The organism is Endozoicomonas sp. 8E, from assembly GCF_032883915.1.
Taxonomy (GTDB): domain Bacteria; phylum Pseudomonadota; class Gammaproteobacteria; order Pseudomonadales; family Endozoicomonadaceae; genus Endozoicomonas_A.
Map to the genome: position 1 here is coordinate 6,142,586 of NZ_CP120717.1, position 14,967 is coordinate 6,157,552.

The window sequence follows — 14,967 nt, forward strand, 5'->3', positions numbered from 1 at the left end:
TCAATCTTTGCGGCACTGCTGTTACTGTCGTTATCTGTTGCCTGTCAGTGCGAACCCTTAACAAGACGTTTTATTGTCGAGCTTAAACAGAGTGCAGGCTCTCAAAAAAAGAACTTCTCTATAAATCATGACCGGCATAAACGGACGGGCGGGCCATTAGGCATTGCCGACAAAAATGACTGCGCAGAACCACATTGGGAACCCAAAAAAAAACGACACAGAGATTACAGTTACGGAATAAAAACCACCTTCATTGGGTCGATTTCGTGGCAATGGCTTTATGCCACAAAGCTGCTGATTGCCTACGGACTGATCCTGACCAGCGAAGACACCCCTCCAAGCTCCACCCATTCCTTATGGTTTCTCGTTGTCGGCTGGCTGCTAAAAAGTTATTGGAACCCCGATTTATCGATGTTTAACCCTATTGGACATCAAGAGGCGGCATCTATTTTGACACAGATTGCAATCAACACTATGAAGCCTGGCGATGAACATGACCCACAACAAGGCCAGTCATCAGAATCATCCGGCCAGCAAACCGCACAATCCACCACTCACATTACAGGCTATTTCACCAGCCTACTGTATTCTGACTCTGCCGATGGTGAAGAGGCCCCTGAGCAGTATTCACATACTTTGGGCTTAACTTGTTTCGTCCATCCCTGTCATGGTGTTTGTCGATTCCGACCAGCTTCCGATTCATCCAGTTGCAACGCTACTAATGGGGTCGCCCCAGACTCAACGGGTGCAGGCGTACCTCATGCAACTGACACTTACCGGCAAGTAACCTGTAACGTGATCCTGATTGGAGAGAATGGCCAGCTGCGGCAATGCGGGAAGGTCTTCAAGAATGCTGTATCTCTATCAAGACACAAAAAAAGATTACACACGGGGCAACAAATCTGTGATGTGACACCGGTTGGGGAGGACGGTCAGCAGCGGTCATGCGGGATGGTCTGCAAGAATACTATGGTTCTGTCGAATCACAAAAGAAGAGATCACACCGGAGCGCAAACCTGCCCTGAGTGCCAGAAGACCCTGCCAAACGCTCAAGCCCTGTATGTTCACAAAAGAAGAGACCACTCCGGAGCGCAAACCTGCCCTGAGTGCCAGAAGACCCTGCCAAATGCTCAAGCCCTGTCGGGTCACAAAACAAAATACCACACCGGAGCGCAAACCTGCCCTGAGTGCCAGAAGACCCTGCCAAATGCTCAAGCCCTGTCGGGTCACAAAACAAAATACCACACCGGAGCGCAAACCTGCCCTGAGTGCCAGAAGACCCTGCCAAACGCTCAAGCCCTGTATGTTCACAAAACAAAATACCACACCGGAGCGCAAACCTGCCCTGAGTGCCAGAAGACCCTGCCAAACACGAAAGCCCTGGCGGATCACAAAAGAAGAGATCACACTGGAGCGCAAACCTGCCCTGAGTGCCAGAAGACCCTGCCAAACGCGAAAGCCTTGTCGGTTCACAAAAGCGAATACCACACCGGGCAACAAACCTGCCCTGAGTGCCAGAAGACCCTGCCAAACGCGAAAGCCCTGTCGGTTCACAAAAGAAGAGACCACTCCGGAGCGCAAACCTGCCCTGAGTGCCAGAAGACCCTGCCGAACGCGAAAGCCCTGTCGAATCACAAAAGCGAATACCACACCGGGCAACAAACCTGCCCTGAGTGCCAGAAGACCCTGCCAAACGCTCAAGCCCTGTCGCGTCACAAAAGAAGAGACCACACCAAAGCGCAAACCTGCCCTGAGTGCCAGAAGACCCTGCCAAACGCGAAAGCCCTCTCGAGTCACAAAAGGCAACACCGAAAACGTAAGATTGCTGATCTGGACAAGGACAATGAAATCAGTCCTCCGGCAGATAAAGTGAATAAGTCTGATTACCGGGAGAAACTGTCGGACTAATAGCTGTCAACGCCTTATCAGTCTCTGGTCTTGTGACGACTACAAACTATCCTTCCTCTCTGTAAACCAGAAGACAAGGATAGAATTATTAAACGCTCACTCTTTGCGACACTGCTGTTGCTACTGTGGTTAACTGTCATCTGTCAGGCCAAACCGTTGACAGGGCGTTTGATTGTCGAGCTTGAACAGAGTACAGGTTCTCTAAAAAAGAACGTCTCTGTAAATCATGACCGGCATAAACGGACGGGCAGGCCATCAGGCATTGCCGACAAAAATGACTGCGCAGAACTCCATTGGGAACACAAAAAAAAACGACACAGAGATGACAGTTACGGAATGAAAACCACCTTCATTGGGTCGATTTCGTGGCAATGGCTTTATGCCACAAACCTACTGATTGCCTACGAACTGATCCTGACCCGCAAAGACACCCCTCCAAGCTCCATCCATTCCTTATGGTTTCTCGTTGTCGGCTGGCTGCTAAAAAGTTATTGGAACCCCGATTTATCGATGTTTAACCCTATTGGACATCAAGAGGCGGCATCTATTTTGACACAGATTGCAATCAACACTATGAAGCCTGGCGATGAACATGACCCACAACAAGGCCAGTCATCAGAATCATCCGGCCAGCAAACCGCACAATCCACCACTCACATTAGAGGCTATTTCACCAGTCTACTGTATTCTGACTCTGCCGACGATGAAGAGGCCCCTGAGCAGTATTCACATACTTTGGGCTTAAATTGTTTCATCCATCCCTGTCATGGCGTTTGTCGATTCCGACCAGCTTCTGATTCATCCAGTTGCAACGCTACTAATGGGGTCGCCCCAGATTCAACGGGTGAAGGCGTACCTCATACAACTGACCCTTACGGGCAAGCAACCTGTAACGTGATCCTGATTGGAGAGAATGGCCAGCTGCTGCAATGCGGGAAGGTCTTCAAGAATGCTGAATCTCTATCAACACACAAAAAAGGATTACACACGGGGCAACAAACCTGTGATGTGACAGTAGTTGGGGAGGATGGTCAGCAGCAGTCATGCGGGATGGCCTGCAAGAATGCTAAAGCCCTGTCGAATCACAAAAGAAGAGACCACTCCGGAGTGCAAACCTGCCCTGAGTGCCAGAAGACTCTGCCAAACGCGATTGCCCTGTCGAATCACAAAAGAAGAGACCACTCCGGAGCGCAAACCTGCCCTGAGTGCCAGAAGACCCTGCCGAACGCGAAAGCCCTGTCGAATCACAAAAGCGAATACCACACCGGGCAACAAACCTGCCCTGAGTGCCAGAAGACCCTGCCGAACGCAAAAGCCCTGTCGAATCACAAAAGCGAATACCACACCGGAGCGCAAACCTGCCCTGAGTGCCAGAAGACCCTGCCAAACGCGAAAGCCCTGTCGGGTCACAAAAGAAGAGACCACACCGGAGCGCAAACCTGCCCTGAGTGCCAGAAGACCCTGCCGAACGCGAAAGCCCTGTCGAATCACAAAAGCGAATACCACACCGGGCAACAAACCTGCCCTGAGTGCCAGAAGACCCTGCCGAACGCGAAAGCCCTGTCGAATCACAAAAGCGAATACCACACCGGGCAACAAACCTGCCCTGAGTGCCAGAAGACCCTGCCAAACGCTCAAGCCCTGTCGCGTCACAAAAGAAGAGACCACACCAAAGCGCAAACCTGCCCTGAGTGCCAGAAGATCCTGCCAAACGCGAAAGCCCTGTCAGATCACAAAAGAAGAGACCACACCGGAGCGCAAACCTGTCCTGAGTGCCAGAAGACCCTGCCAAACGCTCAAGCCCTGTCGAATCACAAAACAAAATACCACACCGGAGCGCAAACCTGCCCTGAGTGCCAGAAGACCCTGCCAAACGCTCAAGCCCTGTCGAATCACAGAAGGCAACACCGAAAACGTAAGATTGCTGCTCTGGACAAGGACAATGAAATCAGTCCTCCGGCAGATAAAGTGAATAAGTCTGATTACCAAGGGAAACTGTCGGACTAATAGCTGTCAACGCCTTATCAGTCTCTGGCCTTGTGACGACTACAAACTATCCTTCCTCTCTGTAAACCAGAAGACAAGGATAGAATTATTAAACGCTCACTCTTTGCGGCACTGCTGTTGCTACTGTGGTTGTCTGTCATCTGTCAGGCCGAACCGTTGACAGGACGTTCTATTGTCGTGCTTGAACAGAGTGCAGGTTCTCAAAAAAAGAACGTCTCTATAAATCATGACCGGCATAAATGGACGGGCAGGCCATCAGGCATTGCCGACAAAAATGACTGCGCAGAACTCCATTGGGAACCAAAAAAAAAACGACACAGAGATTACAGTTACGGAATGAAAACCACCTTCATTGGGTCTATTTCGTGGCAATGGCTTTATGCCACAAACTTACTGATTGCCTACGGACTGATCCTGACCAGCGAAGACACCCCTCCAAGCTCCACCCATTCCTTATGGTTTCTCGTTGTCGGCTGGCTGCTAAAAAGTTATTGGAACCCCGATTTATCGATGTTTAACCCTATTGGATATCAAGAGGCGGTATCCATTTTGACACAGGGGGATCACCCGATTGCAATCAACACTGTGAAGCCCGGCGATGAACATGACCCACAACAAGGCCAGTCATCAGAATCATCCGGCCAGCAAACCGCACAATCCACCACTCACATTACAGGCTATTTCACCAGCCTACTGTTTTCTGACTCTGCCGACGGTGAAGAGGCCCCTGAGCAGTATTCACATACTTTGGGCTTAAATTGTTTCGTTCATCCCTGTCATGGTGTTTGTCGATTCCGACCAGCTTCCGATTCATCCAGTTGCAACGCTACTAATGGGGTCGCCCCAGACTCAACGGGTGCAGGCGTACCTCATGCAACTGACACTTACCGGCAAGTAACCTGTAACGTGATCCTGATTGGAGAGAATGGCCAGCTGCTGCAATGCGGGAAGGTCTTCAAGAATGCTGAATCTCTATCAAGACACAAAAAAAGATTACACACGGGGCAACAAACCTGTGATGTGACAGTAGTTGGGGAGGATGGGCAGCAGCAGTCATGCGGGATGGCCTGCAAGAATGCTAAAGTCCTGTCAAATCACAAAAGAAGAGACCACTCCGGAGTGCAAACCTGCCCTGAGTGCCAGAAGACTCTGCCGAACGCGATTGCCCTGTCGAATCACAAAAGAAGAGACCACTCCGGAGCGCAAACCTGCCCTGAGTGCCAGAAGACCCTGCCAAAAGCGAAAGCCCTGTCGGTTCACAAAAGAAGAGACCACACCGGAGCGCAAACCTGCCCTGAGTGCCAGAAGACCCTGCCGAACGCTCAAGCCCTGTCGAATCACAAAAGCGAATACCACACCGGGCAACAAACCTGCCCTGAGTGCCAGAAGACCCTGCCAAACGCGAAGGCCCTGTCGGTTCACAAAAGAAGAGACCACACCGGAGCGCAAACCTGCCCTGAGTGCCAGAAGACCCTGCCGAACGCGAAAGCCCTGTCGAATCACAAAAGCGAATACCACACCGGGCAACAAACCTGCCCTGAGTGCCAGAAGACCCTGCCAAACGCGAAAGCCCTGTCGGTTCACAAAAGAAGAGACCACACCCGAGCACAAATCTGCCCTGAGTGCCAGAAGACCCTGCCAAACGCGAAAGCCCTGTCGAATCACAGAAGGCAACACCGAAAACGTAAGATTGCTGATCTGGACAAGGACAATGAAATCAGTCCTCCGGCAGATAAAGTGAATAAGTCTGATTACCAAGGGAAACTGTCGGACTAATAGCTGTCAACGCCTTATCAGTCTCTGGCCTTGTGACGACTACAAACTATCCTTCCTCTCTGTAAACCAGAAGACAAGGATAGAATTATTAAACGCTCACTCTTTGCGGCACTGCTGTTGCTACTGTGGTTAACTGTCATCTGTCAGGCCGAACCGTTGACAGGGCGTTTGATTGTCGAGCCTGAACAGAGTGCAGGTTCTCAAAAAAAGAACGTCTCTATAAATCATGACCGGCATAAACGGACGGGCAGGCCATCAGGCATTGCCGACAAAAATGACTGCGCAGAACCACACTGGGAACCCAAAAAAAAACGACACAGAGATTACAGTTACGGAATAAAAACCACCTTCATTGGGTCGATTTCGTGGCAATGGCTTTATGCCACAAAGCTGCTGATTGCCTACGGACTGATCCTGACCAGCGAAGACACCCCTCCAAGCTCCACCCATTCCTTATGGTTTCTCGTTGTCGGCTGGCTGCTAAAAAGTTATTGGAACCCCGATTTATCGATGTTTAACCCTATTGGACATCAAGAGGCGGCATCTATTTTGACACAGATTGCAATCAACACTATGAAACCTGGCGATGAACATGACCAACAACAAGGCCAGTCATCAGAATCATCCGGCCAGCAAGCCGCACAATCCACCACTCACATTACAGGCTATTTCACCAGCCTACTGTTTTCTGACTCTGCCGACGGTGAAGAGGCCCCTGAGCAGTATTCACATACTTTGGGCTTAAATTGTTTCGTCCATCCCTGTCATGGTGTTTGTCGATTCCGACCAGCTTCCGATTCATCCAGTTGCAACGCTACTAATGGGGTCGCCCCAGACTCAACGGGTGCAGGCGTACCTCATGCAACTGACCCTTACGGGCAAGCAACCTGTAACGTGATCCTGATTGGAGAGAATGGCCAGCTGCTGCAATGCGGGAAGGTCTTCAAGAATGCTGAATCTCTATCAAGACACAAAAAAAGATTACACACGGGGCAACAAAGCTGTGATGTGACAGCAGTCGGAGAGAATGGTCAGCAGCGGTCATGCGGGATGGTCTGCATGAATGCTAAAGTCCTGTCGAATCACAAGAGAAGAGACCACACCGGAGCGCAAACCTGCCCTGAGTGCCAGAAGACCCTGCCAAACGCTCGAGCCCTGTCGGTTCACAAAAGCGAATACCACACCGGGCAACAAACCTGCCCTGAGTGCCAGAAGACCCTGCCAAACGCGAAAGCCCTGCATGTTCACAAAAGAAGACACCACACCAGAGCGCATACCTGCCCTGAGTGCCAGAAAACCCTGCCAAACACTCAAGCCCTGTCGGTTCACAAAAGCGAATACCACACCGGACAACAAACCTGCCCTGAGTGCCAGAAGATCCTGCCAAACGCGAAAGCCCTGCATGTTCACAAAAGAAGAGACCACACCGGAGCACAAACCTGTCCTGAGTGCCAGAAGCCCCTGCCAAACGCGAAAGCCCTGTCGAATCACAAAAGCGAATACCACACCGGGCAACAAACCTGCCTTGAGTGCCAGAAGACCCTGCCAAACGCTCAAGCCCTGTCGGATCACAAAAAAGAGACCACACCGGAGCGCAAACCTGCCCTGAGTGCCAGAAGACCCTGCCAAACGCGAGTGCCCTGTCGAGTCACAAAAGAAGAGACCACTCCGGAGCGCAAACCTGCCCTGAGTGCCAGAAGACCCTGCCAAACGCTCAAGCCCTGTCGCGTCACAAAAGAAGAGACCACACCGGAGCGCAAACCTGCCCTGAGTGCCAGAAGCCTCTGCCAAACGCGAAAGCCCTGTCGGATCACAAAAGAAGAGACCACACCGGAGTGCAAACCTGTTCTCAGTGCCAGAAGACCCTGCCAAACGCTCAAGCCCTGTCGCATCACAAAAGAAGAGACCACACCGGAGCGCAAACCTGCCCTGAGTGCCAGAAGACCCTGCCAAACGCTCAAGCCCTGTCGGATCACAGAAGGCAACATCGAAAACGTAAGATTGCTGATCTGCACAAGGACAATGAAATCAGTCCTCCGGCAGATAAAGTGAATAAGTCTGATTACCATGGGAAACTGTCGGACTAGCTGTCAACGCCCTATCAGTCTCTAGCCTTGTGACGACTACAAACTATCCTTCCTCTCTGTAAACCAGAAGGCAAGGATAGAATTATTAAACGCTCATCCTTTGCGGCACTGCTGTTGCTACTGTGGTTAACTGTCATCTGTCAGGCCGAACCGTTGACAGGGCGTTTGATTGTCGAGCCTGAACAGAGTACAGGTTCTCAAAAAAAGAACGTCTCTATAAATCATGATCGGCATAAATGGACGGGCAGGCCATCAGGCATTGCCGACAAAAATGACTGCGCAGAACTCCATTGGGAACCCAAAAAAAAACGACACAGAGATTACAGTTACGGAATAAAAACCACCTTCATTGGGTCGATTTCGTGGCAATGGCTTTATGCCACAAACCTACTGATTGCCTACGAACTGATCCTGACCAGCAAAGACACCCCTCCAAGCTCCATCCATTCCTTATGGTTTCTCGTTGTCGGCTGGCTGCTAAAAAGTTATTGGAACCCCGATTTATCGATGTTTAACCCTATTGGACATCAAGAGGCGGCATCTATTTTGACACAGGGGAATCACCCGATTGCAATCAACACTATGAAGCCTGGCGATGAACATGACCCACAACAAGGCCAGTCATCAGAATCATCCGGCCAGCAAACCGCACAATCCACCACTCACATTACAGGCTATTTCACCAGCCTACTGTTTTCTGACTCTGCCGACGGTGAAGAGGCCCCTGAGCAGTATTCACATACTTTGGGCTTAAATTGTTTCGTCCATCCCTGTCATGGCGTTTGTCGATTCCAACCAGCTTCCGATTCATCCAGTTGCAACGCTACTAATGGGGTCGCCCCAGACTCAACGGGGGCAGGCGTACCTCATGCAACTGACCCTTACGGGCAAGTAACCTGTAACGTGATCCTGATTGGAGAGAATGGCCAGCTGCTGCAATGCGGGAAGGTCTTCAAGAATGCTGAATATCTATCAAGACACAAAAAAAGATTACATACGGGGCAACAAACCTGTGATGTGACAGTAGTTGGGGAGGATGGGCAGCAGTCATGCGGGATGGCCTGCAAGAATGCTAAAGCCCTGTCGAATCACAAAAGAAGAGACCACTCCGGAGCGCAAACCTGCCCTGAGTGCCAGAAGACCCTGTCAAACGCGATTGCCCTGTCGGATCACAAAAGAAGAGACCACTCCGGAGCGCAAACCTGCCCTGAGTGCCAGAAGACCCTGCCAAACGCTCAAGCCCTGTCGGGTCACAAAAGAAGAGACCACTCCGGAGCGCAAATCTGCCCTGAGTGCCAGAAGACCCTGCCAAACGCGATTGCCCTGTCGGTTCACAAAAGAAGAGACCACACCGGAGCGCAAACCTGCCCTGCGTGCCAGAAGACCCTGCCAAACGCTCAAGCCCTGTCGGGTCACAAAAGAAGAGACCACACCGGAGCGCAAATCTGCCCTGAATGCCAGAAGACCCTGCCAAACGCGAAAGCCCTGTCGGTTCACAAAACAAAGTACCACACCGGAGCGCAAACCTGCCCTGAGTGCCAGAAGACCCTGCCAAACGCGAGTGCCTTGTCGGATCACAAAAGAAGAGACCACTCCGGAGCGCAAACCTGCCCTGAGTGCCAGAAGACCCTGCCAAACGCTCAAGCCCTGTCGGGTCACAAAAGAAGAGACCACTCCGGAGCGCAAATCTGCCCTGAGTGCCAGAAGACCCTGCCAAACGCGATTGCCCTGTCGGTTCACAAAAGAAGAGACCACACCGGAGCGCAAACCTGCCCTGCGTGCCAGAAGACCCTGCCAAACGCTCAAGCCCTGTCGGGTCACAAAAGAAGAGACCACACCGGAGCGCAAATCTGCCCTGAATGCCAGAAGACCCTGCCAAACGCGAAAGCCCTGTCGGTTCACAAAACAAAATACCACACCGGAGAGCAAACCTGCCCTGAGTGCCAGAAGACCCTGCCAAACGCTCAAGCCCTGTCGGATCACAAAAGAAGAGACCACACCGGAGCGCAAATCTGCCCTGAGTGCCAGAAGACCCTGCCAAACGCGAGTGCCCTGTCGGATCACAAAAGGCAACACCGAAAACGTAAGATTGCTGATCTGGACAAGGACAATGAAATCAGTCCTTCGGCAGATAAAGTGAATAAGTCTGATTACCGGGAGAAACTGTCGGACTAATAGCTGTCAACACCCTATCAGTCTCTGGCCTTGTGACGACTACAAACTATCCTTCCTCTCTGTAAACCAGAAGACAAGGATAGAATTATTAAACGCTCACTCTTTGCGGCACTGCTGTTGCTACTGTGGTTAACTGTCATCTGTCAGGCCGAACCGTTGACAGGACGCTTTATTGTCGAGCTTGAACAGAGCGCAGGTTCTCTAAAAAAGAACGTCTCTATAAATCATGACCGGCATAAATGGACGGGCAGGCCATCAGGCATTGCCGACAAAAATGACTGCGCAGAACGACATTGGGAACCCCAAAAAAAACGACACAGAGATGACAGTTACGGAATGAAAACCACCTTCATTGGGTCGATTTCGTGGCAATGGCTTTATGCCACAAACCTACTGATTGCCTACGAACTGATCCTGACCAGCAAAGACACCCCTCCAAGCTCCATCCATTCCTTATGGTTTCTCGTTGTCGGCTGGCTGCTAAAAAGTTATTGGAATCTCGATTTATCGATGTTTAACCCTATTGGATATCAAGAGGCGGTATCCATTTTGACACAGGGGGATCACCCGATTGCAATCAACACTGTGAAGCCTGGCGATGAACATGACCCACAACAAGGCCAGTCATCAGAATCATCCGGCCAGCAAACCGTACAATCCACCACTCACATTACAGGTTATTTCACCAGCCTACTGTTTTCTGACTCTGCCGACGGTGAAGAGGCCCCTGAGCAGTATTCACATACTTTGGGCTTAAATTGTTTCGTTCATCCCTGTCATGGTGTTTGTCGATTCCGACCAGCTTCCGATTCATCCAGTTGCAACGCTACTAATGGGGTCGCCTCAGACTCAACGGGTGCAGGCGTACCTCATGCAACTGACCCTTACGGGCAAGTAACCTGTAACGTGATCCTGATTGGAGAGAATGGCCAGCTGCTGCAATGCGGGAAGGTCTTCAAGAATGCTGAATCTCTATCAAGACACAAAAAAAGATTACATACGGGGCAACAAACCTGTGATGTGACAGTAGTTGGGGAGGATGGGCAGCAGCAGTCATGCGGGATGGCCTGCAAGAATGCTAAAGCCCTGTCGAATCACAAAACAAAATACCACACCGGAGCGCAAACCTGCCCTGAGTGCCAGAAGACCCTGCCAAACGCTCAAGCCCTGTCGGATCACAAAACAAAATACCACACCGGAGCGCAAACCTGCCCTGAGTGCCTGAAGACCCTTCCAAACGCTCAAGCCCTGTCGGATCACAAAAGAAGAGACCACACCAGAGCGCAAACCTGCCCTGAGTGCCAGAAGCCTCTGCCAAACGCGAAAGCCCTGTCGGATCACAAAAGAAGAGACCACACCGGAGCGCAAACCTGCCCTGAATGCCAGAAGACCCTGCCAAATGCTCAAGCCCTGTCGCGTCACAAAAGAAGAGACCACACCGGAGCGCAAACCTGTCCTGAGTGCCAGAAGACCCTGCCAAACGCTCAAGCCCTGTCGAGTCACAAAAGAAGAGACCACACCGGAGCGCAAACCTGCCCTGAGTGCCAGAAGACCCTGCCAAACGCTCAAGCCCTGTCGGTTCACAAAAGAAGAGACCACACCGGAGCGCAAACCTGCCCTGAGTGCCAGAAGACCCTGCCAAACGCTCAAGGCCTGTCGGTTCACAAAAGAAGAGACCACACCAGAGCGCAAACCTGCCCTGAGTGCCAGAAGACCCTGCCAAATGCTCAAGCCCTGTCGGTTCACAAAAGAAGAGACCACACCGGAGCGCAAACCTGCCCTGAGTGCCAGAAGACCCTGCCAAATGCTCAAGCCCTGTCGGTTCACAAAAGAAGAGACCACACCGGAGCGCAAACCTGCCCTGAGTGCCGGAAGACCCTGTCAACCGCTCAAGCCCTGTCGGTTCACAAAAGAAGAGACCACACCGGAGCGCAAACCTGCCCTGAGTGCCAGAAGACCCTGCCAAATGCTCAAGCCCTGTCGGTTCACAAAAGAAGAGACCACACCGGAGCGCAAACCTGCTCTGAGTGCCAGAAGACCCTGCCAAACGCTCAAGCCCTGTCGAGTCACAAAAGAAGAGACCACACCGGAGCGCAAACCTGCCCTGAGTGCCAGAAGACCCTGCCAAACGCGAAAGCCCTGACAGATCACAAAAGAAGAGACCACACCGGAGCGCAAACCTGCCCTGAGTGCCAGAAGACCCTGCCAAACACTCAAGCCCTGTCGAATCACAGAAGGCAACATCGAAAACGTAAGATTGCTGATCTGCACAAGGACAATGAAATCAGTCCTCCGGCAGATAAAGTGAATAAGTCTGATTACCAAGGGAAACTGTCGGACTAGCTGTCAACGCCCTATCAGTCTCTAGCCTTGTGACGACTACAAACTATCCTTCCTCTCTGTAAACCAGAAGGCAAGGATAGAATTATTAAACGCTCACCCTTTGCGGCACTGCTGTTGCTACTGTGGTTAACTGTCATCTGTCAGGCCGAACCGTTGACAGGACGCTTTATTGTCGAGCTTGAACAGAGCGCAGGTTCTCTAAAAAAGAACGTCTCTATAAATCATGACCGGCATAAATGGACGGGCAGGCCATTAGGCATTCACGACAAAAATGACTGCGCAGAACTCCATTGGGAACCCAAAAAAAAACGACACAGAGATGACAGTTACGGAATAAAAACCACCTTCATTGGGTCGATTTCGTGGCAATGGCTTTATGCCACAAAGCTGCTGATTGCCTACGAACTGATCCTGACCGCCAAAGACACCCCTCCAAGCTCCACCCATTCCTTATGGTTTCTCGTTGTCGGCTGGCTGCTAAAAAGTTATTGGAACCCCGATTTATCGATGTTTAACCCTATTGGATATCAAGAGGCGGTATCCATTTTGACACAGGGGGATCACCCGATTGCAATCAACACTATGAAGCCTGGCGATGAACATGACCCACAACAAGGCCAGTCATCAGAATCATCCGGCCAGCAAACCGCACAATCCACCACTCACATTACAGGCTATTTCACCAGCCTACTGTATTCTGACTCTGCCGACGGTGAAGAGGCCCCTGAGCAGTATTCACATACTTTGGGCTTAAATTGTTTCATCCATCCCTGTCATGGCGTTTGTCGATTCCGACCAGCTTCCGATTCATCCAGTTGCAACGCTACTAATGGGGTCGCCCCAGACTCAACGGGTGCAGGCGTACCTCATGCAACTGACCCTCACGGGCAAGTAACCTGTAACGTGATCCTGATTGGAGAGAATGGCCAGCTGCTGCAATGCGGGAAGGTCTTCAAGAATGCTGAATCTCTATCAACACACAAAAAAGGATTACACACGGGACAACAAACCTGTGATGTGACAGTAGTTGGGGAGGATGGTCAGCAGCAGTCATGCGGGATGGCCTGCAAGAATGCTAAAGCCCTGTCGAATCACAAAAGAAGAGACCACTCCGGAGTGCAAACCTGCCCTGAGTGCCAGAAGACTCTGCCAAACGCGATTGCCCTGTCGAATCACAAAAGAAGAGACCACTCCGGAGCGCAAACCTGCCCTGAGTGCCAGAAGACCCTGCCAAACGCTCAAGCCCTGTCGGTTCACAAAAGAAGAGACCACTCCGGAGCGCAAACCTGCCCTGAGTGCCGGAAGACCCTGCCAAACGCGATTGCCCTGTCGGATCACAAAAGAAGAGACCACACCGGAGCGCAAACCTGCCCTGAGTGCCAGAAGACCCTGCCAAACGCGATTGCCCTGTCGGGTCACAAAAGAAGAGACCACTCCGGAGCGCAAACCTGCCCTGAGTGCCAGAAGACCCTGCCAAACGCGAGTGCCCTGTCGGATCACAAAAGAAGAGACCACACCGGAGCGCAAACCTGCCCTGAGTGCCAGAAGACCCTGCCAAACGCGATTGCCCTGCATTTTCACAAAAGAAGAGACCACACCGGAGCGCAAACCTGCCCTGAGCGCCAGAAGACCCTGCCAAACGCGAAAGCCTTGTCGGTTCACAAAAGCGAATACCACACCGGGCAACAAACCTGCCCTGAGTGCCAGAAGACCCTGCCAAACGCGAAAGCCCTGTCGGTTCACAAAAGAAGAGACCACACCGGAGCTCAAACCTGCCCTGAGTGCCAGAAGACCCTGCCGAACGCAAAAGCCCTGTCGAATCACAAAAGCGAATACCACACCGGGCAACAAACCTGCCCTGAGTGCCAGAAGACCCTGCCAAACGCGAAAGCCCTGTCGCGTCACAAAAGAAGAGACCACACCGGAGCGCAAACCTGCCCTGAGTGCCAGAAGACCCTGCCGAACGCGAAAGCCCTGTCGAATCACAAAAGCGAATACCACACCGGGCAACAAACCTGCCCTGAGTGCCAGAAGACCCTGCCGAACGCGAAAGCCCTGTCGAATCACAAAAGCGAATACCACACCGGGCAACAAACCTGCCCTGAGTGCCAGAAGACCCTGCCAAACGCTCAAGCCCTGTCGCGTCACAAAAGAAGAGACCATACCGGAGCGCAAACCTGCCCTGAGTGCCAGAAGCCTCTGCCAAACGCGAAAGCCCTGTCGGATCACAAAAGAAGAGACCACACCGGAGTGCAAACCTGTTCTCAGTGCCAGAAGACCCTGCCAAACGCTCAAGCCCTGTCGCGTCACAAAAGAAGAGACCACACCGAAGCGCAAACCTGTCCTGAGTGCCAGAAGACCCTGCCAAACGCTCAAGCCCTGTCGAGTCACAAAACAAAATACCACACCGGAGCGCAAACCTGCCCTGAGTGCCAGAAGACCCTGCCAAACGCTCAAGCCCTGTCGGATCACAAAAGGCAACACCGAAAACGTAAGATTGCTGATCTGGACAAGGACAATGAAATCAGTCCTCCGGCAGATAAAGTGAATAAGTCTGATTACCGGGAGAAACTGTCGGACTAATAGCTGTCAACGCCTTATCAGTCTCTGGTCTTGTGACGACTACAAACTATCCTTCCTCTCTGTAAACCAGAAGACAAGGATAGAATTA

At 51.7% G+C, this 14,967-nt stretch carries 7 protein-coding genes and 1 pseudogene; all 8 read left to right on the top strand.

Annotated elements, in window-relative coordinates; all coding sequences use genetic code 11:
• Positions 1-450 precede the first annotated feature (450 nt).
• The 8 genes and pseudogenes from P6910_RS21310 (at position 451) to P6910_RS21340 (ending at position 14,879) form a co-directional block, all read left to right on the top strand.
• Complete coding sequence (locus P6910_RS21310) at positions 451-1,908, top strand: C2H2-type zinc finger protein (RefSeq protein ID WP_317143268.1); 1,458 nt, start codon at positions 451-453, stop codon at positions 1,906-1,908.
• 117 nt (positions 1,909-2,025) lie between these two features.
• On the top strand, positions 2,026-3,915 hold the full coding sequence (locus P6910_RS21315; RefSeq protein ID WP_317143269.1) for a C2H2-type zinc finger protein: 1,890 nt from the start codon (positions 2,026-2,028) through the stop codon (positions 3,913-3,915).
• Positions 3,916-4,032: 117 nt separating this feature from the next.
• Positions 4,033-5,691 (top strand): C2H2-type zinc finger protein, encoded by a 1,659-nt coding sequence (locus tag P6910_RS21320; protein ID WP_317143270.1) that lies wholly within the window; start codon positions 4,033-4,035, stop codon positions 5,689-5,691.
• A 1,059-nt stretch (positions 5,692-6,750) separates the two neighbouring features.
• Positions 6,751-7,026 (top strand): annotated as a pseudogene (locus P6910_RS26920) (C2H2-type zinc finger protein); the annotation flags it as partial.
• 500 nt (positions 7,027-7,526) lie between these two features.
• Positions 7,527-7,778 (top strand): C2H2-type zinc finger protein, encoded by a 252-nt coding sequence (locus tag P6910_RS26925; protein WP_410493846.1) that lies wholly within the window; start codon positions 7,527-7,529, stop codon positions 7,776-7,778.
• Between the two features lie 114 nt (positions 7,779-7,892).
• Complete coding sequence (locus tag P6910_RS21330) at positions 7,893-9,953, top strand: C2H2-type zinc finger protein (RefSeq protein WP_317143272.1); 2,061 nt, start codon at positions 7,893-7,895, stop codon at positions 9,951-9,953.
• Positions 9,954-10,070: 117 nt separating this feature from the next.
• The gene (locus tag P6910_RS21335; RefSeq protein WP_317143273.1) at positions 10,071-12,296 is read left to right on the top strand and encodes a C2H2-type zinc finger protein; all 2,226 of its coding nucleotides are present in this window, start codon (positions 10,071-10,073) and stop codon (positions 12,294-12,296) included.
• A 114-nt stretch (positions 12,297-12,410) separates the two neighbouring features.
• Positions 12,411-14,879, top strand: coding sequence for a C2H2-type zinc finger protein (locus P6910_RS21340; protein WP_317143274.1), 2,469 nt, complete (start codon positions 12,411-12,413; stop codon positions 14,877-14,879).
• Positions 14,880-14,967: the final 88 nt, after the last annotated feature.